The 22,447-nt window shown below is 70.8% G+C and carries 20 protein-coding genes; 6 read left to right on the top strand and 14 right to left on the bottom strand.

The window, feature by feature from the left end; all coding sequences use genetic code 11:
- Positions 1-51: 51 nt before the first annotated feature.
- The 4 genes from ACIO3R_RS18910 to ACIO3R_RS18895 all read right to left on the bottom strand — a co-directional run bounded on the left by ACIO3R_RS18910 (position 52) and on the right by ACIO3R_RS18895 (position 6,449).
- Positions 52-2,340 carry a glycosyl hydrolase family 18 protein gene (locus tag ACIO3R_RS18910; RefSeq protein ID WP_402106904.1) on the bottom strand — a complete coding sequence of 763 codons (2,289 nt, stop codon included), beginning with the start codon at positions 2,338-2,340 and terminating at the stop codon, positions 52-54.
- Between the two features lie 158 nt (positions 2,341-2,498).
- A complete protein-coding gene (locus tag ACIO3R_RS18905; RefSeq protein ID WP_402106902.1) occupies positions 2,499-4,028 on the bottom strand; it encodes a YfcC family protein in 1,530 nt (509 codons plus the stop codon).
- Positions 4,025-5,377: a M20/M25/M40 family metallo-hydrolase gene (locus ACIO3R_RS18900; RefSeq protein WP_385039542.1), complete on the bottom strand. Its 1,353-nt coding sequence runs from the start codon at positions 5,375-5,377 to the stop codon at positions 4,025-4,027. Before ACIO3R_RS18900 ends, ACIO3R_RS18905 begins: the two co-directional genes overlap by 4 nt.
- A gap of 91 nt (positions 5,378-5,468) precedes the next feature.
- A complete protein-coding gene (locus tag ACIO3R_RS18895; RefSeq protein WP_385039545.1) occupies positions 5,469-6,449 on the bottom strand; it encodes a fibronectin type III domain-containing protein in 981 nt (326 codons plus the stop codon).
- Positions 6,450-6,634: 185 nt separating this feature from the next.
- Between ACIO3R_RS18895 and ACIO3R_RS18890 the strand changes: the two genes are divergently transcribed.
- From ACIO3R_RS18890 to ACIO3R_RS18880, 3 genes are all read left to right on the top strand, one after another.
- Entirely contained in the window at positions 6,635-7,258 is a 624-nt protein-coding gene (locus ACIO3R_RS18890) for a TIGR03086 family metal-binding protein (RefSeq protein ID WP_402106897.1), read from the top strand.
- Between the two features lie 143 nt (positions 7,259-7,401).
- A complete protein-coding gene (locus tag ACIO3R_RS18885) occupies positions 7,402-8,193 on the top strand; it encodes a chitosanase (protein WP_385039201.1) in 792 nt (263 codons plus the stop codon).
- Positions 8,194-8,331: 138 nt separating this feature from the next.
- The gene (locus tag ACIO3R_RS18880) at positions 8,332-9,195 is read left to right on the top strand and encodes a chitosanase (RefSeq protein ID WP_402106895.1); all 864 of its coding nucleotides are present in this window, start codon (positions 8,332-8,334) and stop codon (positions 9,193-9,195) included.
- Positions 9,196-9,273: 78 nt separating this feature from the next.
- On the opposite strand, the gene ACIO3R_RS18875 is transcribed toward ACIO3R_RS18880, so the two are convergent.
- From ACIO3R_RS18875 to ACIO3R_RS18835, 9 genes are all read right to left on the bottom strand, one after another.
- Positions 9,274-10,722 carry a nucleobase:cation symporter-2 family protein gene (locus ACIO3R_RS18875; RefSeq protein ID WP_402106892.1) on the bottom strand — a complete coding sequence of 483 codons (1,449 nt, stop codon included), beginning with the start codon at positions 10,720-10,722 and terminating at the stop codon, positions 9,274-9,276.
- A 222-nt stretch (positions 10,723-10,944) separates the two neighbouring features.
- The gene (locus ACIO3R_RS18870; protein ID WP_402106890.1) at positions 10,945-12,342 is read right to left on the bottom strand and encodes an 8-oxoguanine deaminase; all 1,398 of its coding nucleotides are present in this window, start codon (positions 12,340-12,342) and stop codon (positions 10,945-10,947) included.
- A gap of 42 nt (positions 12,343-12,384) precedes the next feature.
- A complete protein-coding gene (locus tag ACIO3R_RS18865; protein ID WP_402106887.1) occupies positions 12,385-13,782 on the bottom strand; it encodes a nucleobase:cation symporter-2 family protein in 1,398 nt (465 codons plus the stop codon).
- A gap of 67 nt (positions 13,783-13,849) precedes the next feature.
- Positions 13,850-14,773, bottom strand: a complete 924-nt coding sequence (pucL, locus tag ACIO3R_RS18860; protein WP_402106883.1) for a factor-independent urate hydroxylase — start codon at positions 14,771-14,773, stop codon at positions 13,850-13,852.
- Positions 14,774-14,780: 7 nt separating this feature from the next.
- Positions 14,781-15,173: a hydroxyisourate hydrolase gene (gene uraH, locus ACIO3R_RS18855; protein ID WP_385039183.1), complete on the bottom strand. Its 393-nt coding sequence runs from the start codon at positions 15,171-15,173 to the stop codon at positions 14,781-14,783.
- 5 nt (positions 15,174-15,178) lie between these two features.
- On the bottom strand, positions 15,179-15,688 hold the full coding sequence (gene uraD, locus ACIO3R_RS18850; protein ID WP_385039186.1) for a 2-oxo-4-hydroxy-4-carboxy-5-ureidoimidazoline decarboxylase: 510 nt from the start codon (positions 15,686-15,688) through the stop codon (positions 15,179-15,181).
- A 177-nt stretch (positions 15,689-15,865) separates the two neighbouring features.
- A complete protein-coding gene (locus ACIO3R_RS18845) occupies positions 15,866-16,243 on the bottom strand; it encodes a helix-turn-helix domain-containing protein (protein ID WP_385039189.1) in 378 nt (125 codons plus the stop codon).
- Entirely contained in the window at positions 16,240-16,491 is a 252-nt protein-coding gene (locus tag ACIO3R_RS18840) for a hypothetical protein (protein WP_363071400.1), read from the bottom strand. Before ACIO3R_RS18840 ends, ACIO3R_RS18845 begins: the two co-directional genes overlap by 4 nt.
- A gap of 85 nt (positions 16,492-16,576) precedes the next feature.
- Positions 16,577-17,743, bottom strand: coding sequence for a lactonase family protein (locus ACIO3R_RS18835; RefSeq protein ID WP_402106878.1), 1,167 nt, complete (start codon positions 17,741-17,743; stop codon positions 16,577-16,579).
- A 232-nt stretch (positions 17,744-17,975) separates the two neighbouring features.
- On the opposite strand from ACIO3R_RS18835, the gene ACIO3R_RS18830 reads away from it, so the two are divergent.
- From ACIO3R_RS18830 to ACIO3R_RS18820, 3 genes are all read left to right on the top strand, one after another.
- Complete coding sequence (locus ACIO3R_RS18830; RefSeq protein WP_402106875.1) at positions 17,976-18,818, top strand: TIM barrel protein; 843 nt, start codon at positions 17,976-17,978, stop codon at positions 18,816-18,818.
- Between the two features lie 44 nt (positions 18,819-18,862).
- On the top strand, positions 18,863-19,762 hold the full coding sequence (locus ACIO3R_RS18825; RefSeq protein ID WP_385039196.1) for a 2-hydroxy-3-oxopropionate reductase: 900 nt from the start codon (positions 18,863-18,865) through the stop codon (positions 19,760-19,762).
- 262 nt (positions 19,763-20,024) lie between these two features.
- Positions 20,025-21,482, top strand: coding sequence for a catalase (locus tag ACIO3R_RS18820; protein ID WP_402106871.1), 1,458 nt, complete (start codon positions 20,025-20,027; stop codon positions 21,480-21,482).
- A 303-nt stretch (positions 21,483-21,785) separates the two neighbouring features.
- Here the strand turns inward: ACIO3R_RS18820 and ACIO3R_RS18815 are convergent, their stop codons facing one another.
- Positions 21,786-22,058, bottom strand: a complete 273-nt coding sequence (locus ACIO3R_RS18815; protein ID WP_402106867.1) for a hypothetical protein — start codon at positions 22,056-22,058, stop codon at positions 21,786-21,788.
- Positions 22,059-22,447 lie beyond the last annotated feature (389 nt).

Below are 22,447 nucleotides of genomic sequence, written 5' to 3'. Positions count from 1 at the left end.
CCGCCCCCGGTACCGCACGGCACCGGGGGCGGAGCCTTGTCCTGGCGGGCCCTACTTCAGCCCGGTGTCGAGTGCGCCCAGCAGCGTGCCCTGCGGGGTGTCCCCCGACATCTCCCAGACCATGACGCCCAGCAGGCCCTTGTTCTTCACGTAGGCCGTCTTCTTGCCGATGGACCAGGTGTCGTCGAAGGACCACCACTGGTTCCCCGTGTAGCCGTACGTGGACACGGACTGCTCGTCGTGATGGACCGTCATCGTCGGGTAGGCGCCGATGAGGTTGGCGTAGCCGCGGGTGCCGGCCTCCTCGGCGAACTGGCCCGGGGCCGCTCCGCCTGCGGACTGCCATTCGCCCGCCGCGCCGCCGTCGGTGACGTTCTGCCAGCCCCGGCCGTAGAACGGGATGCCCAGGGTCAGTTTGCGGGGTTCGACCCCCGCGTCCGTGTACGCCTTGATCGCGGCGTCCGCGCTGAAGTGGAAGTCGTACGGGTCCTGGGTGTCGGCGTAGAGGTTGGCCTGGTGGCCGGTGCGGTTCGGTTCCCAGGAGTTGTCGCTGCCGGAGCCGTGGAAGTCGTAGCCCTGGACGTTGGCCACGTCGAGGGAGTCGAAGACCTTGCCCAGGTCCCAGCCGTCACCGATCTTCTGCGGGTCGGCGGGGGTGAAGGCGGTGAGGAGGCGGTGGCCGCCGCCGAGTGCGTCCAGCTGCTTGCGGAACTCCGCGAGGAGCAGGGTGAGGTTGTTCTTGTCGTTCGGCGAGTAGTGGTTGCCGGGGTGTCCGGTGCCGGTGCCCGGCCACTCCCAGTCGATGTCGAAGCCGTCGAAGATGCCGGCCGCGGTGCCGGGGCCGCCCGCGCCGCCGTACTCGGGCAGGTTGCCCTTGATGTACATGTCGATGCAGGAGGAGACGAACTTCTTGCGGGCCGCGTCGGTGGCCGCCACGTCGGAGAAGTACTTCGAGTACGTCCAGCCGCCGAGCGAGACCACGATCTTCAGGTTCGGGTGGAGCTTCTTCAGCTTCTTCAACTGGTTGAAGTTTCCGCGCAGTTTGCCCCAGCCGTCGTCCGCGACACCGTCGACCGACTGGGCGGCGCTGAACGGGCGGGTGTAGTCGGCGTCGGCGTCACCGGCGCCGGTGCCCTGCTCGGGGTCCTCGGGGTCGGCGGTGGTGCCCTTGGTGACGCCGTTCAGGCAGGTGAGGTTGTTGGGGTCGATGTTGGCGAAGGCGTAGTTGACGATGTCGAGCTTGCCGGCGGCCCCGGAGTCCTGGAGGTTCTTCACGAAGTACTGGCGGCCGTAGATGCCCCACTGGACGAAGTAGCCGACCTTCGCGTATTTGCCGGCGCCGACGATGTCGTCGGTCTTGACCGTGAGCGTGTTGCTCGCTGCCGAGGCGTTGTCCGCCGGGTCCCGGGCCTTGACCGTGAAGGTGTACGAGGTCGACGGGGAGAGGCCGCCGATGGTGGCGGTGGTCGTGGTGCCGGAGACCGTGGTGGCCAGGGTGGTGCCCCGGTAGATGTCGTACGCGGCGACCCGCTGGTTGTCCGTGGAGGCGGTCCAGGCCAGGGTGACGGACGAGGAGTCGGCCGCGGTGGAGTGCAGTGCGCCGGGGGCCGTCGGCGGGGAGGTGTCGGTGGCCGGGTCGACGGTGGTGACGGCCAGCGGGGCACTCTCGGCGGAGGTGTTGCCCCGGGTGTCCTTGGCCCGGACGGTGAAGGAGTAGGCGGTGGCGGGCGTCAGACCGGTGACCGTGGCGGAGGTCGTCGCGGTGGCCGAGCCCACCACCTTGCCGCCGGCCAGGATGTCGTAGGAGGCCACGGGGAAGTCCCCCGCTGTGGCGGCCGTCCAGGAGAGCGAGGCGGTGCGGGCGGTGACGTCGGTCTTCTTCAGTCCGGCGGGCGCGCCCGGCGGGGCGTCCGCGGAGCCGTCGCACTTGTCGCCGTTGATCCGGCAGCCGGTGGGCGCGGTGATCGGTCCGGTGGCGACGAACCAGAAGCTGTACGGCTCGGTGGTGCTGTGTGCGGCGACCGTGCCGTTGTAGTGGGCGTTGACCGCGGTGATGTGGCTGCCCTGGGTGGTGACGGTGCCGTTGTAGGAGCTGCTGATCGCGACTCCGGACGGCAGGTCGAATTCGAGGCTCCAGCCGGTGACGGCCGCGTCGGTGTCGTTGTGCAGGATGTATGTCCCCTTCCACCAGGGGCCGTTGTCGGCCGAGGTGAAGGTGGCCGTCAGCTTGCCCGCCGCGTGGGCGGGGGTGGCCTGGAGGGACAGCAGGGCGAGTAGGAGGGCGAGGGCGGCGACCAGCGCGGTCGCCGTTCTCCGTCTGAGGGGCATGTGCTCGAACATGGTTCTCCCTTGTGGCAGGGACCCGTGCGGGGGTCCTGAGGGGGGAGCGGGTGTCCTTCGTTCCATGGAGCACACGGGAAACTAATTGGTCTGGACCAAACCGTCAAGAGGTACAGACCACTTACGGTTCGACGGCTGTCCGCACGCCGGCCCCGCGGTCACGTCCACACCGCACCCAGCGCGACGAACCCGCAGATCAGCACGGCCAGGACGGCGAGCAGCGGCCAGACGAAGCGCAGGTACTTGTCGTATCCCACCTTGGCCAGCGCCACCCCGCCGATCGTGACCGCCGTCGTGGGCACCCACAGGTTCATCCAGCCGCTCGCCGCCTGCCAGGCCGTGACGACGACCGCGCGCGAGACGCCCGCGAAGTCGGCCAGCGGGGCCAGGATCGGCATGGCCAGGGTCGCGTGGCCGGAGGTGGACGGGATGAGGAAGGCCAGCGGGAGGTTGACGACGAACACGACGACGGCGAACACCGCGGAGGAGGTGCCGGACACCAGGCCCTCGATGGAGTGCAGGACGGTGTCGGTGATCCGTGAGTTGTTCATGATGACGGTGACCCCGCGGGCCAGCACGATGACCAGCGCCGGCGAGATGAAGTCGGCGGCGCCCTGCACGACCGTCGCGCTGATCTTCTGCTCCCCGAACCGGGCCACGATGCCGACGAGGACGGCCGCCACCAGGAAGAGCGCGGCGAGCTGCGGGAAGGACCAGCCCAGTTCGAAGCCGTACGGGGTGGCGTCGGCGTCCCCCGTGAGGGCGCTGGACCACGGGACCACCGAGAAGATCATGAAGGCGAAGGTCAGGCCGACCAGGACCAGGACGACGCGGTGGAGCGGCGTCAGTTCGGGCGGTTCGCCCGCGTCGGCCTCGGCGTGTTCGCGGTCGCCGGGCAGGAAGCCGGAGAGCGAGCGGCCCGGGACCTCGCGGACGCGCTTGGCGTACCGGATGACGTAGGCGATCGTCACCGCCGTCAGCACGACCCACATCACCGCGCGCAGCACGATCCCGTCGCCGAGCGAGATGTCGGCGGCGGCGGAGGCGACGCCGGTGGCGAACGGGTTGACGGTGGAGCAGAGCACGCCGACGCCCGCGCCGAGGATGATCGTGCCGGTGGCGACCATGCGGTCGTAGCCGAGGGCGAGCATCAACGGGACGATCAGCCCGTAGAAGCCGAGGGTCTCCTCGGCGAAGCCCTCGACCGTGCCCAGCAGCGAGAAGACCAGCATCACGCCCGCGATGAGCAGTGCGCCGCGGTCGCGGAGCCGGTGCGCGAGGCGGCCGATGCCCAGGTCGAGCGCGCCGGTGGCGAAGACGACGGTGATGAACGCGCCGATCGCGATGACGAAGAGGAACACACCCGCGCTGCCGTACAGTTCACCGGCCATGTCCGGGCCGACCTCGCCGGTCCTGGCGTCCTGCACTCCGTACAGGCCGTTGACCGGGGAGAGGAAGAGGTCGTTCAGCCGGTCGACGACGCTCCGGCCGGAGTCGACGCGGTGGTACGTGCCCTGGATCGGCGCACCGGCCTTGGTCCGGTCGTACGCGCCGGACGGGATCAGGAAGGCCAGGGCCCAGACGGCGAGCGTGACGACGACCAGCACCGTCAGGGCGCTGGGGAAGACGAACTTCCGTCCGGACGGCGGTTTCTCCTGCGGCGGGGTCCCGGTGTCCAGCGTGCTCACGCGGTGCTCCCGCCGCGGTGCGCGGCCGCGTACTCCCGCAGGAACGCGGCCTCGGCGATGACGGCGGAGCGGAGTTCCGAAAAGAGGACGCGTTCGTTGGGCGCGTGCAGATTACACATGCTGTCCTGGGCACCGAAGAGCAGGATCTCGGCGCCGGGCACGGCCTTGGCCAGGCCGTTGACGAGCGGGATCGAGCCGCCGCTGGCGACGAAGGCGGGTTCCGCGCCCCAGCCCTCGCGCAGGGCGGTCAGCGCGGCCCGGTAGGCGGGGCCGCCGGTCGCGGGCTCGAATCCGGGGCCGGTGTCGCCCGGGGTGACGGTGAGCGGAATCCCGAACGGACGCAGTGCCTCCAAGTGGGTGACGAGCAGCCCCTGCGCCTCGCGGGGGTCCTGCTCGGGGTGGAAGCGCAGGTTGAGCTTGGCCCTGGCGTACGGGACGACGGCGGAGGCGGCGTGGTCGACGCCCGGGGCGTCGATGCCGACGACGGTGACGGCGGGCCCGCTCCAGAGCCGCTCGCCGAGGCTGCCGGACCCGATCAGCGGAATCCCGTCACGGACCCCGGCCAGGGTGCGGAACTCCTCCTCCGTGTACGTCGTGCCGCTCCACTCCTCGCGGCGCAGGCCCTCGACGGCGACGTCCCCGTGCACGTCGTGCAGGGTGGCCAGCGCCTTGAGCAGGGCGAGCAGGGCGTCGGGGGCCGCGCCGCCGAACTCACCGCTGTGGCGCGGCTCGTCCATGGTCCGCACCTCGACCACGACCTCCGAGGCGCCGCGCAGGCCGGTGGTGAGGGTGGGGCTGCCGGGGCGGAGGTTTCCCATGTCGGCGATGACCATCGCATCGCAGGCGAAGCGGGCGGGGTCGGTGGGCGGGTAGTCGTCGAAGGCGCTGCCGTACTCCTCCTGGCCCTCCAGGACGATTCTGAGGCCGGTCGGCGGCCTGCCCCCGTACGCCCTCAGCACGCCGAGGTGCACGATCAGGTTCGACTTGTCGTCGGCGATGCCGCGGGCGCGCAGTCCGCCCTCCACGGGGGTGGGCTCGAAGGGCGGGGAGAGCCACAGGCTCTCGTCGCCGGCGGGCTGTACGTCGTAGTGGCCGTAGAGCAGCACGGTCGGGGCGTCCGGTGTCGGTGGCGGGACCTCCGCGACGATGACCGGTGCGGTGTCCGGCAGGTCGAGGCGCTCGACGCGTTCGACGCCCGCGCCCCGCAGCAGGTCCACGAGGAGGTCGTGGGCCTGCCGCACGGGCTCGGCGGGAAAGCCGGGGAACGCGACGGACGGGATGGCGGTCAGCCGCTCCAGGTCCGCGGTGAGTCCGTCCATCAGTGTGTCGACGCGGGAGCCGAGATCCATCGCCCATCCCCTGTTCCTCGTGGAGTCCGTCAATGAGGTTCCGGGATCAAATGGATCACAGGGGGCGGCCCCTCGCACGCCTGAGGGCCGGTCAGCCGCCGAGCACCACCGTCCGCGAGGCGGAGAAGTCCCCCCACTTGCCGTCCGGGAGTCTGGCGCGGATCTTCATGGCGTAGCGGGTGCCGCGCGGGTCGCTGACGGTGAGCCGGTAGTGTGCCCGGCCCGTGGGCGGCTTGCCTCCCCAGACGATCGTGGTGGTCAGCCGGCCGTCCAGGTAGAGCTGGTAGGACGGGATCTCGCCGCCGGTCACGGGCTGCTTCCAGTCCAGGTCGACGGCGTACTCCTTGCCCTGGGCGGTGCTGGTGATCCGCAGGTCCGTGGGGGCGGTGGCGGCGGGCGCGCCGGGGGCGGACGCGGTGGTGAGGTCGAAGGCGTTGCTGTCCTTCGACGAGGTGTCGGCGGCATCACGGGCGCGGACGGTGAAGGTGTATATCGTGCCGGGCCGCAGCCCGGTCAGCCGCGCGGTGGTCTGCGTGCCGGGCACGCTGTGGATGCGCGAGCCCTCCTGGTAGATGTCGTACGAGGTGACGCCGACGTCATCCGTGGAGCCGCCCCAGGACAGCGTGGCCGCCCGGCTGCCGTCGGCCTTGCCGCGCAGCTTCACCGGCCGGGTCGGTGCCTCGTGGTCGGCCGGGGTCGGGGCGGGCGTGGTGACGGAGGCGGCGGCGCTCGGCGCGGAGAGGTTCCCGGCCGCGTCGCGGGCGCGGACGGTGAAGGTGTACGCGGTCGAGGCGGTCAGGCCGTCGATGTCGATCATCACCCGGGCCGCCGGGACGGTCTTGACCTTCTTGCCCTTGCGGTAGATCTCGTACGCGGTGACGGCCTTGTCGTCGGTGGCCGCCTCCCACATCACGTGCGCGGAGGTGGCACTGCCGGCCTGCGCGGTCACCCCGCGCGGCACCGTGGGGCTACTGGTGTCGGCCTCGGCGCCGGAGCCGCCGCAGGCGGTGAGCGCGGCGAGGAGCAGGGCGGCTGAGCAGGCCAACGCGGCGGGTGCGTGGGGGCGTTGCACGGTCTTGCCTTCCGTCCGGCAGCAATGGTCCAGACCTGTATCGCACGGCGTGGGGGTCGCCGACAAGAGGACGGAGCGGAACGTTCCGCAATGTGCCGGTGTGCACCGCGCCCGGAGCGAGGAGTCCGGGGCACCCGGCGCGTCGCCGGGCGATGAGTTCGGGGCGCGCGGGGAGTCTGCACTGTATGGACGACAGGACGAAGACGGACGACACGACCGAGACCGCTCCCCCGCAGGATCTGGAACCCGCGGCCCGGCAGCTCACCGGGCTGCTCGACGCGGTGGACGACGCCTGGCTGTCCGCGCCGACCCCGTGCCCCGGTGTCACGGTGAGCGCCCTGCTCGCCCACATCGGCGGGCTGGCCGTGGCCTTCCGCGATGCCGCGCGCAAGGAGCTGGGGCCGACGACCGACACGGCGCCCTCGGTGGCGGAGATGGTGCTGGAGGACGACTGGCGCGGCACGCTGCCCGGGGCGCTGGATGCCATGGCCACCGCCTGGCGCTCCCCCGGCGCCTGGCAGGGCATGAGCCGGGCGGGCAGCGTGGACCTGCCGGGCGAGGTGGCGGGCATGGTCGCGCTCAACGAGCTGGTGCTGCACGGCTGGGACCTGGCGCGGTCGACCGGGCAGCCGTTCCGGGCCGAGGAGGCGCATCTGCACTCCACACTGGCGCTGCTGGCCGCCCTGGGCGACAGCCCGCCGGCCGGCTCGCCGTTCGGCCCGCCGGTCCCGGTGCCGGACGACGCGCCGCTGCTGGACCGGGCGGTCGCCCGGAGCGGCCGCCGCCCCGACTGGCGGCCCGGCGGCTGAAGGGCCGGTCGCGGGGGCGGGCGGCCGTCCGACCGGCGGACGAAGAACGCCGTGTACGGGCGAGGATCCCTCCCGCGACCTGGCAGGCTGGTGCGGTGAAGCTCAGCACGCGTTCCCTGATCGCCTCGGCCGCCGCCCTCGTCATGGCCGCGGCCGTGCTCTCCGGATGCTCGGCGGCGGGACCGGGCACCGCCTACGGCAAGGGGTCCGCGGCGACCGGCCTGGAGGATCCGGCGAAGAAGGACATCGCCATGCAACTGGTCTCCAGCGCGGAGAACTCCTCGCTGGACTGGAAGTCCCAGTACGGGTACATCGAGGACATCGACGACGGCCGCGGCTACACCGCGGGCATCATCGGCTTCTGCTCCGGCACCGGCGACATGCGACGCGTCGTCGAGCGGTACGCGAAGGCCCGGCCCGGAAATCCGCTGGCGCGGTTCCGGCCGGCGCTGCGGGCGGTGGAGGGCACCGACGCGCACACCGGGCTCGGCCGCCGGTTCACCGAGGCATGGGCGGACGCGGCCGGCGACGCGGCCTTCCGGTCGGCGCAGGACGCCGAGCGGGACGCCTCGTACTTCGGCCCCGCGGTCGCGCAGGCCAAGGCGGACGGGCTCGGCGCACTGGGCCAGTTCATCTACTACGACGCCTATGTGATGCACGGGTCCGGCGACGCGGACGGCACGGTCGGCTTCCGTACGATGCGCCGGCACGCGCTCGCGAAGGCCCGCGCGCCCTCGCGGGGCGGCGCCGAGGTGGCCTATCTCGACGCGTTCCTGGACGCCCGGGTCGCGGCGATGCGCGAGGAGCCCTCGCACCACGACACCAGCCGGGTCGAGACGGCCCAGCGGGTGTTCGTGCGCGAGGGCAGACTCGGCCTGGAGACACCACTGCGGTGGAAGGTGTACGGCGACAGCTACCGGATCGAGGGTCCTTAGCCGGCCGGCCTCCCCGTCCCCCGGTCCCGGGGCCGTTCCCAACCCATCTGTGTCACAGGGGTGTACGGCAGTCGTTCCACTCTGATAGGAAAGCTTCCTAACAGAAGAATCGGAACGACGAACTCCTTTGGAGGACTGGTGAACGCTCCCCACAAGCGCACCGCACGTCGCAACACCCGTACCCTGCGCGTCGCGCTCGTCGCACTCGGGCTGACGCTCACGGCTGTTCCCGCCACCGCATTCGCCGGCACCGCCCCCGCGCCGCCGGCCGCTCACCACCAGGAGGCTGCCGCGACCGGGCTCGACGATCCGGCGAAGAAGGACATCGCCATGCAACTGGTCTCCAGCGCGGAGAACTCCTCGCTGGACTGGAAGTCCCAGTACAAGTACATCGAGGACATCGACGACGGCCGCGGCTACACCGCGGGCATCATCGGCTTCTGCTCCGGCACCGGCGACATGCTGGACCTGGTGGAGCTGTACACGCAGCGCAAGCCGGGCAACCCGCTCGCCCAGTACCTGCCCGCCCTGCGCGAGGTGGACGGCAGCGACTCGCACGAAGGGCTCGACCCGGGCTTCCAGGCCGCCTGGAAGAAGGCCGCGGCCGACTCGGCGTTCCAGCAGGCGCAGAACGACGAGCGCGACCGGGTGTACTTCGACCCGGCGGTCAGCCGGGGCAAGAGCGACGGACTGGGCACGCTCGGCCAGTTCGCTTACTACGACGCCATCGTCATGCACGGCGACGGCGGCGACAGCACGAGCTTCAGCAGCATCCGCAAGCGGGCCCTCGCGAAGGCGAAGCCGCCGGCCCAGGGCGGCAACGAGGTCACCTACCTCAACGCCTTCCTGGACGCGCGGGTCTGGGCCATGCAGCAGGAGGAGGCCCACTCGGACACCAGCCGGGTGGACACCGCCCAGCGGGTGTTCCTGAAGAACGGCAATCTGAACCTGAACCCGCCGCTCGACTGGAAGGTGTACGGCGACAGCTTCCACATCGGCTGACGGATCCGGGCACGGCTGTGGCGCGTACGGCCCCTCTCACGGGTAGGGCCGTACGCGCCACAGCACTGTGACGGGTCGTCAGTGCACGCCCACAGAGGGCGCGTTCACCTCTTCCAGCTCCTTCACCCCCGCATCCGCCTCGGCGTCCGGCTTCCGGCCCAGGTGGTTGAAGGCCAGGTTGAGGACGATCGCCACGACGCATCCGGTGGATATCCCGGAGTCAAGCACGACGAGCAGGTCCTCGGGGAAGGCGTGGTAGAACTCCGGCGCGGCGATCGGTATCAGGCCTATGCCGACTGCGGCGGCCACGATCAGGGCGTTCTCGCCCTTCTCCAGAGCGGCGCTCGCCAGGGTCTGGATGCCGCTCGCGGCGACCGACCCGAAGAGCACGATGCCGGCGCCGCCGAGCACCGGCAGCGGTACCAGCGCGATGACGGACGCGGCCACCGGGAACAGGCCGAGCAGGATGAGGATGCCGCCGCCCGCGGCGACGACGAAGCGGCTGCGGACCTTGGTCATCGCGACCAGCCCTATGTTCTGGGCGAAGGCGCTGCACATGAAGCCGTTGAACAGCGGGCTGATGGCGCTGCCCAGGGTGTCGGCGCGCAGACCTCCCTCGATGGTCCGCTCGTCGGCCGGCCGGTCGACGATCTTGCCGAGGGCCAGCATGTCCGCGGTCGACTCGGTCATGCAGACCAGCATGACGATGCACATCGAGACGATCGCGGCGATCTCGAACTGCGGTGCCCCGAAGTGGAACGGGGTGGGGAAGCCGACCGCGTCGGCGTCCTTGATGGCGCCGAAGTCGGTGATGCCGACCGGGATCGCGACGAGTGTGCCGGCGATGAGTCCGAGCAGGATCGCGATCTGCTGGAGGAAGCCGCGGAGGAGTTTCCTCAGCGCGAGGACGATCACCAGGGTGACCGCCGCCATGATGATGTTGGTGGTGGAGCCGTAGTCGTCGGCCGTGGCGTTGCCGCCCTGGGACCAGTTGAAGGCGACCGGCAGCAGGGAGACACCGATCAGGGTGATGACCGTGCCGGTGACGACGGGCGGGAAGAACCGGACCAGTTTACAGAAGTAGGGGGCGAGGACGAAGCCGAGGAGGCTCGCGACGATGATCGCGCCGAAGATGACGGCGATGCCGTCGTGTCCCCGGTCCTTGCCGATCGCCACCATGGGCGTCACCCCGGCGAACGAGACGCCGTTGACGAACGGCAGCCGGGCGCCGATGCGCCAGAAGCCGAGGGTCTGGAGCAGGGTGGCGATGCCCGCGGTGAACAGGCTCGCCCCCATGAGGAAGGCGGTCTCCTTCGGGCTGAGGCCCACGGCGGGGCCCACGATCATGGGCGGGGCCACCACACCCGCGTACATCGCGGCCACGTGCTGGAGGCCGCTGGTGAACATCTTCAGTGGGGGAAGTGTCTCGTCGACCGGATGAGTGCGGTCGGGCCGGGCCGGCTCAGAGGTGTCCTCGGGGTCGGGTGCTGCGTCTGCGTCATTGCGAAACCTGGGCGTAGCTGCCACGGCGGTTCCTCCGGTCGGGTACACGTCTGCGGCGACGTGGGTATCAGGGAGGTGGTGCGTTGGTGCAGGTCGTGCAGCTGGTGCGGCAGCTCGGTTCAGCGGTACGGGGACGCGTACGTCTGGTACGCGTCCCCGTACCGGTTGCCGTGGGCCCCGCTCGGGTCCACGGCGGCCGGTCGAGGGCCGTCCCCCTCGGCCGGCCGGTTCGGGGGCGCCGGGCCGTCAGGCCCCGGCGGCGATCTGCGCGAGGCGGCGGGCCTCGTCGCGGGTGGCGCGGGCGAGGGCGTCCTCGTCCACGGTGATGAGGCGGTTGCCCTCGACGACCGGCTTGCCGTTGACGAGGGAGAGCGTGACGGGGGCCGCGGCGCCGAGGACCAGGGCGGTCACCGGGTCGGCGATGGAGGCGTGGGCGAGGGTGTCCAGCTTCCACATGACCAGGTCGGCCAGCTTGCCGGGCTCCAGGGAGCCGATCTGCTCGGCCCGGCCGAGGACCTGGGCGCCGCCGTACGTGCCCAGGCGCAGTGCCTGACGGGCGTTCAGGGCGCCTTCGCGGTGCGGGCCGAGGCGGTTGACGAGGAGGGCGTTGCGCAGTTCGGTGTGGAGCTCGCCGGACTCGTTGGACGCGGTGCCGTCGACGCCGAGGCCGACCGGGACGCCCGCGGCGAGCATGTCCGGGACCCGGGCGATGCCCGCGGCGAGCCGGGCGTTGGAGGACGGGCAGTGCGCGACGCCGGTGCCGGTGCGGGCGAAGGCGGCGATGTCGGAGTCGTTCATGTGGACGCAGTGCGCCATCCACACGTCGTCCCCGAGCCAGCCGGTCGACTCGAAGTAGTCGGTCGGGCCCATGCCGAACAGCTCGTGGCAGAACTTCTCCTCCTCCACGGTCTCCGAGCCATGGGTGTGCAGCCGCACTCCGCGGCGGCGGGCCAACTCGGCTCCCTGCCGCATCAGTTCGGTGGACACGGAGAACGGGGAGCAGGGTGCGACGGCGATCTGGGTCATCGCGTCGAAGGAGGCGTCGTGGTGCGCGTCGATGGCCGCCTCGGTGCCGGCCAGGGCGCCTTCGAGGGTCTCCACGGCGAAGTCCGGCGGCAGCCCGCCGTCCTTCTCGCTGCGGTCCATGGAGCCACGGGCGAGGGTGAACCGTACGCCCGTCTCGCGGGCGGCGCCGATGATCGCGCCGGTCAGGTCGCCGGAGCCCCGCGGGTACACGTAGTGGTGGTCCATCGCGGTGGTGACACCGCCGCGGGCCATCATGGCGAGCGAGCCCTGCGCGGCGGCGCGGACCATCGGCTCGTCGATGCGCGCCCAGGTCGGGTACAGCGCGACCAGCCAGTCGAAGAGGTTGTGGTCGGTGGCCAGGCCGCGGGTGATCCACTGGTAGAAGTGGTGGTGCGTGTTGATCAGACCGGGCGTGACGAGATGCCCGGTGCCGTCGATCCGGCGTACGACGTTCTCCAGACCGTCCGGTGCCCGGCCGGCGCCGACGGACTCGATGCGGTTGCCCGCGACGACGACATGGCCCGAGGCGTACTCGGTGTCGTCGGCGTCGACGGTGGCGATCGAACAGTTCTCGATGACGATGCGTTCCACGCGCTCGGGCACTGCCTGTGCTGCCATGGTGCTTCCTTCTCTCATCAGCGATGTGGGCACGGCAGGACCCTAGGAGGATTTGAGTGCCACGGCCGTGCGGCTGTGGGTGCCGAGATGGTGGAAGAAGAGATTGAGCAGGACCGCGACGAGCGCTCCGGCGCTGATGCCGGAGCCCAGTACGGTCTGTGCCCAGGAGGGGAATCCGGCGTAGAAACCGGGTGCGGCGAGCGGGATGATGCCCGCGCCGAGCGCCACGGCGACCAGGATGATGTTCGAGCTGTCGTCGAGCCCGGCCTCGGAGAGCGTGCGGATGCCGCTCACCGCGATCGAGCCGAACAGGACGATACCGGCGCCGCCGAGCACGGGCATCGGGACGAGCGAGACGACCGCGCCGAGCACCGGGAAGACGCCGAGGATCAGCAGGGCGCCGCCGGCTGCCGCGACGACGTAGCGGCTCCGTACCTTCGTGAGGGAGACCACGCCGACGTTCTGCGCGAAGGCGCTCGTCGGGAAGCCGCCGAAGACCGGTCCGATCAGGGTGGCGATGCCGTCGGTGCGCAGCCCGCGGGTGATGGTGCGGCCGTCGGTGCGCCGGTCGCAGATCTCGCCGAGGGCCAGCATCCCGGCGGACGACTCGGTCATCAGGACGAGCATCACGATGCAGAGGGAGAGGATCGCGGCGGGCCTGAACTCCGGTGCGCCGAAGGCGAAGGGGGTGGGCAGTGCGGCGAGCGGCGCGGAGCGCAGGGCGGAGAAGTCGGCGAGGCCGAAGGGGATGGCGGCCAAAGTGCCGATCAACAGCCCCACCAACAGGGCCACTTGCTTGAGGAAACCGCGTCCGAACCGCTGGATGACCAGAATGACGGCCAGGGTGAAGGCGGCCAGCGCGAGGTACTTCGTCGCGCCGAAGTCCGCCGCGGTCTTGTCACCGCCCTGCGCCCAGGAGACCGGGACCGGCATCAGGGTGACGCCGATGAGGGTGATGACGACGCCGGTGACGAGCGGCGGGAAGAACCGCAGCAGCCGGCCGAAGAACGGACCGATGAGCAGACAGAACACGCCTGCGACGAGCACCGCCCCGTAGATCGCGGGGAGTTGGTGACCCGGCGCGCTGGTCTCCGCGATGGCGAGCATCGGGGCGATCCCCGCGGACGAGGCGGCGTTGACGAACGGGAGCCGGTTGCCGGCGAAGCCCCCGATGCCGAGGGTCTGCAGGAGGGTGGCGCAGCCGGCGATGAGGAGGCTCGCCGCGATCAGCCGGGTCATGCCGGCCGGATCGAGTCCGACGGCCTGTCCGATGACGAGCGCAGGGGTGACGACGCCCGCGTACATGGCGGCGATGTGCTGGAGCGCGGCGGGCAGGAGCCGCGACGGAGCAGGCTTTTCGTCCACCGGATGGATCGGACCGTCCGGCTGGGTGGGACCTGGGCCTATCGCTTCCGCGGGCCCAAGTGCAGGCTGTGCCATGGGAGTTCCCTCCGGCCCGACCGGTCCCCGCCCGCTGTGGACGGACGGGAACCGGCGCGGTGCCGCGTCAGAGGTTGGTCATGTCGACCGGGATCCGCGGCTCGATGCCGTCCCTCAGTACGGTGGCCTCGATGAGCCCGTACGGACGGTCGGCCGCGAAGTAGACCTCATTGTCGTTCTTGAGGCCGAACGGCTCCAGGTCCACCAGGAAGTGGTGGTTGTTCGGCAGCGAGAAGCGGATCTCGTCGATCTCGCTGCGGCTGTTGATGATGCGCGAACCCATCTGGTAGAGGGTCTGCTGGAGGGAGAGGGAGTACGTCTCCGCGAAGGCTTCGAGCATGTGCTTGCGCGCCTGCTCGAAGGACTTCTCCCAGTTCGGCATGCGGGCCTCGTCGCTGGTCCAGTTGTAACGCCACCGGGCGGACACGTCGGTGGCCAGGACGCGGTCGTACGCCTCCTTGAGCGTCGTGTACTTGTCCTTGACGTAGCCCCAGAACTCGGAGTTGGTCGAGTTCATCACCGAGAGTTCCTTGAGGCCGGAGATGACCTCCCACTTCTCGCCGTCGTAGGTGATCTGGGAGGTGCGGGTCTCCTGGCCCTTGCGGACGAAGGAGTGCTTCACCTCGTCGGCGCCGATGAACCGCGAGTTGCCGCCGGAGGTCTCGATGCGCTCCCAGGAGTACTCCTCGATCCGGATCCGGGCGGTCTGGATCGGCTCCTGCGACGACACGAAGTGCCGGGCCAGGTGGATACCGAACTGCTCGGCGGACTCGATGCCGTACTCCTTGGCGAACGCGAACACCGTGTTCTTGGTGGTGTCGGTCGGCAGGACGTTCGCGTTGGAGCCCGAGTAGTGGACGTCGTCCATGTCGCCGGAGAGGGCGACGGAGACGTTCAGGTCCTTGATGTGGTGGGTGTCGCCGTCCCGCGTGATCCTGACGACGCGGTTCTCCGCTTTGCCGTACTGGTTCTGGCCGAGAATCGTGGGCATGTGTCTGCTAGCTCCCTCGGTATACGGAGTAGCCGAACGGGTTGAGCAGCAGCGGTACGTGATAGTGCTCGCCCGGGGTGACGGCGAAAGTGATCGCCACCTCCGGGAAGAACGCACCGCTGTCCCTTACGCGGGGGGCGTCCTGCTGCGCCTCGGCTTGCTTCTTGGCTGTGAAGTACGACTCGGTCTCGAAGTCGAGCCGTACGTGGGTGGTGCCCTCCGGCAGGGCCGGCAGGTCCTTGCAGCGCCCGTCCGCATCGGTCGCCGAGCCGCCGAGCGCCACCCACCGCGCGTCGCTGCCCGTGCGGGCCGCGAGCGAGACGGGAACGTCCGCGGCGGGGCGGCCGGTGCTGGTGTCCAGGATGTGGGTGGACACCGATGCGGTGGCGAAGGTGGTCAAGGCCTTCACTCTCCTTCTGTGACGAGACGGGTCAGCCTGATGCGGTTGATCTTGCCCAGTTCGGTGCGCACATGTCCGCGCTCCTGCTCGGGCGAGTTCCCGGACCGGGCCTTCACCGCGTCGCGCATCTGCTCACCGGTGGCCCCGGTGGCGCAGATCAGGAAGACGTGTCCGAACCGCTCCTGGTAGGCCAGGTTGAGTTCGAGCATCTCGGCCTTGAGCTCCTCGGTGGCGCCGGCCATCCCCCGCTGTTCGCGGGAGGAGGTCGGGTCCCCCGGCTTCGGGCGGCCGATGGGCGGGTGACCGGCCATGGCCTCGGCCAGGTCCTGCGCGCCGAGGGCCGCCGTGGCGGCGTCGCTCGCGGAGAACAGGGCTTCGGCCGTGGCGTAGGGGCGCCCGGAGAGGATCGCTCTTCCCCAGGCCGCACTGGCACAGACCTCGTGCAGCGCGGCGGCCGCCTCGTGGTCCGCCAGGGTGTTGAACCGGGCCGGGCCCGGTGTGGAGCTCGAAGTCACGGGAGCCTCCGTGGCTGTCTTTCGCTGTGCGTCGGTCGGGCTGCGGATAGCTAACGCCCTCCACAACACCACGTCAACACTTTGTTGAAATTACGTTCATGTAAAAGGCCGTCGCCCGATGATCCGGACGACGGCCTTCCGTGACGCAGCGCGGACCGCACCCGTCCGCGGGCCCGACTACTCGCTCTTCGGGCCGATATCCCTGTTCAGGTAGTTGTAGACGGTGAACCGGCTGACCCCCAGGGCCCCCGCCACCGTCTCCACCCCATGACGTACGGAGAAGGCACCGCGTGCCTCCAGGCTCCGCACGACCGTCTGCTTGGTCCTGCGGTCCAGCTCGGCGAGCGGCATGCCGTGTCGGCGCTCCATGGCGGCCAGGATGTGATCCAGCGAGTCCGAGAGCTGCGGCAGCCGGACCGCTATGACGTCCAGCCCCTCCCAGGCCAGCACGACGTCGTCGGGCTGCGCCTGCTCGGGGCCGAGCAGCTCGCCCCCCATGGCGTCGACGAGCGGCTTGACCGCGGCGACGAGGGGGTGGTCCGCGGACTCGGTCACTTGGAGTCCTCCCCGATCACGTTGACCTGAAGGGAGACCCGGGTGGCACCTGATGCCAGGGCCTTGCGCAGGAGGGAGTCCACCGCGGTGAGCACCTCGTCGGCGCCGCCCTCGGCCGTGTTGCCGAAGGGGCCGACGTCCACGGCGTCCAGGTCGGCGGACTGGACGACCTCACGGGCGACGACCGCGTGGGCGGGCGCCTCGTCGAGATCGAAGGGCTCGGTGGTGAACTCCACTCTCAAGCGCACGGTGCCTCCATGGTGCGTGTTCACCGCGGCGGGGAACCCCGCGGCTCGGGCACGACACTAACGGACGGGCACCCCCGCACGGCCCTCAGAGCGGGAGCACGCAGACCGCCGCCGGGGCGGCGAACGGTGTCCCCGCGGACTCCAGCGCGCCGCTTCCCCCGTCCACCCGGAACACCGTCACCGTGCCGGACTTCTGGTTGGCGGCCAGCAGCAGCGACTCGTCCGGGGAGAAGGCGATGTGCCGGGGGAAGTCGCCACCCACCGGCACGGTGTCCAGCAGCCGGAGCGCGGCCCCGCCGTCCTCGACGGCGTACCTGGTGAGGCTGTTGTGCCCGCGGTTGGCGAGGTAGGCGAAGCGGCCGTCACCGGTGACCAGGAGCTGGGCGGGGTAGCTGGTGCCGCTGCCCGTTCCGGTGGACTGCGGGGCGCCCGGGGTCAGCACGCCGGTCGCGGGGTCGTATCCGCAGACCACGACCGTGTTGTCGACCTCGCAGGCCAGGTACGCGTAGCGGCCGCCGGAGTGGAAGGTGAGCGAGCGCGGTCCGGCGCCGGGGCGCAGCGCGGCGTACGAGAGCTGCTCCAGGGTGCCCCGCTCCTCGTCGAGCCGGTAGGTGTACACCGTGTCGTTGCCCAGGTCGACGGCGAGGATGTGGCCGCCGGGGGCGGTGATGATCTGGTGGGCGTGCGGCCCGTCCTGGCCGGGTCCGGGCGCGGGTGCCGTGTGGGCGACCAGGTCGGTGCGCTCCCCCGGCGTGCCGTCGGCGGCCAGGGGGTGCACGGCGACGCTGCCGGAGGTGTAGTTGGCGCTGAACAGCCACTTTCCGCCGGGGTGGACGGAGAGGTGGCAGGGTCCCGCGCCACCGGTGTCCCGCGTGCCCAGCACCCGGAAGGTCCCGTCGCCGGCGAGCGCCACCGCCGTGACGCCGCCCTGCTGCTGCTCGTCGACCGCGTAGAGCGTGGTGCCCGTGGGGTGCAGCGCGAGGAACGACGGGTTCTCGACGCCGGTGACGACGGTGCGGCCGGTGATGGTGCCGGCGGCCGGGTCGTAGGAGGCGACGCCGATTCCGGTGCCTCCCGGGGTCGTCGAGGTGTAGGTGCCGAGGAAGAGCGTCGCGGTCCCGCGCGCCCCCTCTCCGGCCGTGCGCGGGGACCGTGCCTGACGTCCGGAGCGGGGAAGCGAGGGGGCGGCGGCGAGGGCACCGCCCGCCAGGAGTGCTCCGAGAAGGGTGCGGCGGCTTGTGGGGGTGGTCATGCGAGGCACCTCGTGGGGTCGGCTGCGTCGGATGTGTCAGCCACAGTGGCCTCCCCCGACAGCTGCCGCAAGAGGCGCACCGGCCATTGCGCAGGGCGCAACGGCAGTCGGCGCCGACCGGTCCGACCGGCCCGAATTCCGGGCACCCCCTTGACAGCCCGCCCACCCCCCGGGCAATCTTCCGTTAAGCAGAAACTAACTTCCGCAATACGGAAGGAGCGCCGAAACCCTCATGGGCTACCCGGACCAGCGCTTCGATGTGAACCTTTCGATCCTCTTCACGGAACTCCCGCTCCTGGAGCGCCCCGCGGCAGCAGCCGCGGCGGGCTTCACCGCGGTCGAGCTGTGGTGGCCGTGGATCGAGACCCCCACCCCTCCGCAGGCCGAACTCGACGCCCTCAGGAAGGCGCTCGACGACGCGGGCACCGAACTGGTGGGGCTGAACTTCTACGCCGGACAGCTGCCCGGCCCCGACCGCGGCGCACTCTCCGTGCCCGGCACGGAGTCGGACCGCTTCCGCGCCAACATCGAGGTGGCGGCCGACTTCGCCGCCTCGACCGGCTGCAAGGCGCTCAACGCGCTCTACGGCAACCGGATCGACGGCGTGGACCCCGCCGTGCAGGACGAACTCGCCCTGGAGAACCTGGTCCTGGCCGCCCGCGCGGCGGACCGGATCGGGGCGGTCCTGCTGATCGAGACCCTGAACGCGCCGGAGTCGCCGCGCTATCCGCTCGTCAGCGCACCGGCCGGGATCGAGGTCGTCGACCGGATCAACGCGGCGACCGGCCTCGGCAACGCGAAGTTCCTGATGGACCTGTACCACCTGTCGATGAACGGTGAGGACCTCAGCCAGGTCATCACCGCGTACGCCGACCGGACCGGTCACGTCCAGATCGCCGACAATCCGGGGCGCGGCGCGCCCGGCACCGGCTCGCTCCCCCTGGAGCGGCTCCTGGACGAGCTGGCGAAGGCCGGTTACGACGGCTGGGTCGGCCTGGAGTACAAGCCCGGGGACCGGCCGAGCGCCGAGTCCGTCGAGTGGCTCCCGGCCACCGCGCGGGCCGCCCGCCGATAGCGGCGGACTCCCCCTCGTACACACGCTTATCGGAAGGCACCCTCATGAGCAACAACCTCCCCAAGGTCGCGTGGATCGGCCTCGGGATCATGGGCTCGCCCATGTCCGAGAACCTGATCAAGGCCGGTTACGACGTCACCGGTTACACCCTGGAGCAGGACAAGGTCGACCGGCTGGCCGCGGCCGGCGGCACCGGCGCCTCCTCGATCGCCGAGGCGGTCGGGAACGCGGACGTGATCATCACAATGGTGCCCGCCTCCCCGCAGGTCGAGGCCATCGCGTACGGCCCCGACGGCATCCTGGAGAACGCGAGGCGCGGCGCGCTGCTGGTCGACATGTCCTCGATCACCCCGCAGACCTCCGTGGACCTCGCGAAGCACGCCGCCGAGAAGGGCATCCGCGTGCTGGACGCCCCGGTCTCCGGCGGCGAGGCCGGTGCGATCGAGGCCGTGCTCTCCATCATGGTCGGCGGCGAGCAGGCGGACTTCGACGCCGCACGGCCGGTGCTCGACGCGCTGGGCAAGACCATCGTGCTCTGCGGCCCGCACGGCTCCGGCCAGACGGTGAAGGCCGCCAACCAGCTCATCGTCGCGGTCAACATCCAGGCCTGCGCCGAGGCCGTCGTCTTCCTGGAGAAGTCCGGGGTCGACCTCGCCGCCGCGCTCGACGTCCTCAACGGCGGACTGGCCGGCTCGACCGTGCTGACCCGCAAGAAGGCCAACTTCCTGAACCGGGACTTCGCGCCCGGCTTCCGGATCGACCTGCACCACAAGGACATGGGCATCGTCACGGACGCCGCCCGCAATGTCGGTGCCGCGCTGCCCGTCGGCGGAGTCGTCGCCCAGCTCGTCGCCTCGCTGCGCGCACAGGGCGACGGCGGCCTGGACCACTCGGCGCTGCTCCGCTCGGTCGAGCGCCTCTCCGGCCAGCCCGTCCAGGACTGACCCGCGGGCGCGCGGCCGGGCCCCGAGCGCACCCGGCCGGCACGACCCCGCCGGGTGCGCATCCCCCCGGCCCACAGACTTCCGGACGGCATCGGCGCTGACACCTGTCCTGTCGCGCCCAGGCGCCGGCGCCGTCCGGAACACCTCTCCACCAGGAATTTCAACAAACTGTTGACGTTTGGTTCGGGGCGTACCTACGCTCCTGGAGCCCCCAGGACGTCGCAGTTCAGCAGCTCCCCGTACGGAAGGTCGCCCCGACACCATGACGCAGCGTGTGCTTACGACCGAGTCAGGCGCCCCGGTCGCCGACAACCAGAACTCCGCCACCGCCGGCGTCGGTGGCCCGATCCTCCTCCAGGACGGTCACCTCCTGGAGAAGCTCGCCCGCTTCAACCGGGAGCGCATCCCGGAGCGCGTGGTGCACGCCCGGGGCTCCGGCGCGTACGGCTACTTCGAGGTGACCGACGACGTCACCGGCTTCACCCGCGCCGGCTTCCTCTCCGAGGTGGGCCGCCGCACCGAGACCTTCATACGGTTCTCCACGGTCGCCGACTCGCTCGGCGGCGCGGACGCGGTACGCGACCCGCGCGGCTTCGCCCTCAAGTTCTATACGGACGAGGGCAATTACGACCTGGTCGGCAACAACACCCCGGTGTTCTTCATCAAGGACCCGATCAAGTTCCCCGACTTCATCCACTCCCAGAAGCGCGACCCGTTCACGGGCCGTCAGGAGCCCGACAACGTCTGGGACTTCTGGGCCCACGCCCCCGAGGCGACGCACCAGGTGACCTGGCTCATGGGCGACCGCGGCATCCCCGCCTCGTACCGTCACATGAACGGCTACGGCTCGCACACCTACCAGTGGACGAACGCGGCGGGCGAGGCCTTCTTCGTCAAGTACCACTTCAAGACCAACCAGGGTGTGCGCTCGCTCTCCGCAGAGCAGGCCGCGGAGCTCGTCGGCAAGGACGCCTCCTCGCACCAGACGGACCTGCTCCAGGCGATCGAGCGCGGCATGAACCCGTCCTGGACCCTGCACGTGCAGGTGATGCCGGCCGCCGACGCCGCGGACTACCGGTTCAACCCGTTCGACCTGACCAAGGTGTGGCCGCACAGCGATTACCCTCTCCAGCGGGTGGGCCGGCTCGTACTGGACCGCAACCCGGACAACGTCTTCGCGGAGGTCGAGCAGGCCGCGTTCTCCCCGAACAACTTCGTGCCCGGCATCGGCCCCTCGCCGGACAAGATGCTCCAGGCCCGACTGTTCGCCTACGCGGACGCGCACCGCTACCGCCTGGGCGTCAACCACACCCAGCTCCCGGTGAACGCGCCGCGCACGGCCGTCGTCGACAACTACGGCCGCGACGGTCTGCACGCCACGCGGCAGGGAGCGCGGCACGACAAGAACTACGAGCCCAACTCGTACGCGGGCCCGGCCCAGACGGACTCCGCGTTCTCCGCGCCGCTGGCCGTCCAGGGCTGGACCGGCACCCACGAGGCGCCCGCCCACACCAAGGACGACGACTTCTTCCAGGCGGGCGAGCTGTACCGGCTGATGTCGGACGACGAGAAGGGCCGGCTGATCGCCAACATCGCGGGCGGCCTGTCCCAGGTCACCCGGGACGACGTGATCGAGAAGAACCTCGCCCACTTCCACGCCGCCGACACCGAGTACGGCAAGCGCGTGGAGGAGGCCGTCCGCGCCCTGCGCGAGGACTGAGCACTCTCGTTGGGCCCCCAAACCCTGCTCGCGTCGTTGCACCCGCCCGGATGAGGGGTTGCGCGGGGCGCGGGCAGGACGGGGGTGTCTGGCGGATCCCCGCGGCGTCGCGGGGATCCGCCAGACATCCCCGGGGCCGCGGCGGGTGTGCGACGCCAGTGCGGTGGTGCGGGTGGCGGTCCGGGTTCCAGACCTGAAGGCCCCGGACCCGCTTTCCTTCGCCCCCGCCGCGGCCCCTGTTGTCTTCCCCGAACCGGGCGTGGAGTACGGATTACGGTCCCGTGCTCCACGCCCTTCTCGGGTTCACGGAAGGGCGTGCCTCGTAGCCTCCAGCAGTACGGCGGTGCTCGCCTCGGGATCGCGGTTCATGGTGAGCGCCTGATGGGGCAGCCGGGCCAGGCGCCCGGCGAGATCCTTGGTGGAGGTTTCGGCGGGCAGGAGCCCGAAGACGTCCGGGTACCGGTCCTCGGTGGCCGAGCCGAAGAAGTCGGCATCGGCCACGCCCTGGGCCGCCGTGGTCAGCGCGGGGACGGCGCCCGGAACGATCTCCGGGAAGAGGATTCCGACGACCGGCAAGCACGCGGGCTCCAAGCGCGGCGTGCTGTTCCTCGTCGACGTCGGCGCGGATCACCGGGCCGGTCGCGGTGCCCGGGTCGATGTCCGCAGCCGTCCACCACAGGACCAGGTACCTGCTGACCCAGTCGGTGATGGCCGAGGCCTGGCTGATGACGGTGACCGATTGGTTGCCGGCCGTCGTGATCCGGGTCGCGAAAGTCACGAAAGGGACATCTCCTTGAGTGTCGAGCAGAGGTGGTGGTAGGCGGCCCCCACCTTGGCTTCTGCCGCCGCGAGGCCGCGTTTCTCTTCGGCGCCCGAGCCCGGGAGACACACGGTGGGGTTGCCGCAGGAGAAGTGCAACGGCATTCCGAGACAGGCGCCGTTCCACGGGGCGGAGGTGGCCACCC

Origin of the sequence: Streptomyces sp. NPDC087428, assembly GCF_044744085.1 — a bacterium.
Lineage (GTDB): Bacteria > Actinomycetota > Actinomycetes > Streptomycetales > Streptomycetaceae > Streptomyces.
The sequence above is the reverse complement of the archived record's forward strand: the minus strand, read 5'-3'. Positions and strand labels throughout refer to the sequence as shown.

Excerpts from the sequence above, each read along its gene's own strand:
- ACIO3R_RS18910 (WP_402106904.1), bottom strand. The coding sequence starts at position 2,340 with ATGTTCGAGCACATGCCCCTCAGACGGAGAACGGCGACCGCGCTGGTC.
- ACIO3R_RS18900 (WP_385039542.1), bottom strand. The coding sequence starts at position 5,377 with ATGGATCTCGGCTCCCGCGTCGACACACTGATGGACGGACTCACCGCG.
- ACIO3R_RS18890 (WP_402106897.1), top strand. The coding sequence starts at position 6,635 with ATGGACGACAGGACGAAGACGGACGACACGACCGAGACCGCTCCCCCG.
- ACIO3R_RS18885 (WP_385039201.1), top strand. The coding sequence starts at position 7,402 with ATGGCCGCGGCCGTGCTCTCCGGATGCTCGGCGGCGGGACCGGGCACC.
- ACIO3R_RS18870 (WP_402106890.1), bottom strand. The coding sequence starts at position 12,342 with ATGGCAGCACAGGCAGTGCCCGAGCGCGTGGAACGCATCGTCATCGAG.
- ACIO3R_RS18865 (WP_402106887.1), bottom strand. The coding sequence starts at position 13,782 with ATGGCACAGCCTGCACTTGGGCCCGCGGAAGCGATAGGCCCAGGTCCC.
- pucL (WP_402106883.1), bottom strand. The coding sequence starts at position 14,773 with ATGCCCACGATTCTCGGCCAGAACCAGTACGGCAAAGCGGAGAACCGC.
- ACIO3R_RS18835 (WP_402106878.1), bottom strand. The coding sequence starts at position 17,743 with ATGACCACCCCCACAAGCCGCCGCACCCTTCTCGGAGCACTCCTGGCG.
- ACIO3R_RS18830 (WP_402106875.1), top strand. The coding sequence starts at position 17,976 with ATGGGCTACCCGGACCAGCGCTTCGATGTGAACCTTTCGATCCTCTTC.
- ACIO3R_RS18825 (WP_385039196.1), top strand. The coding sequence starts at position 18,863 with ATGAGCAACAACCTCCCCAAGGTCGCGTGGATCGGCCTCGGGATCATG.
- ACIO3R_RS18820 (WP_402106871.1), top strand. The coding sequence starts at position 20,025 with ATGACGCAGCGTGTGCTTACGACCGAGTCAGGCGCCCCGGTCGCCGAC.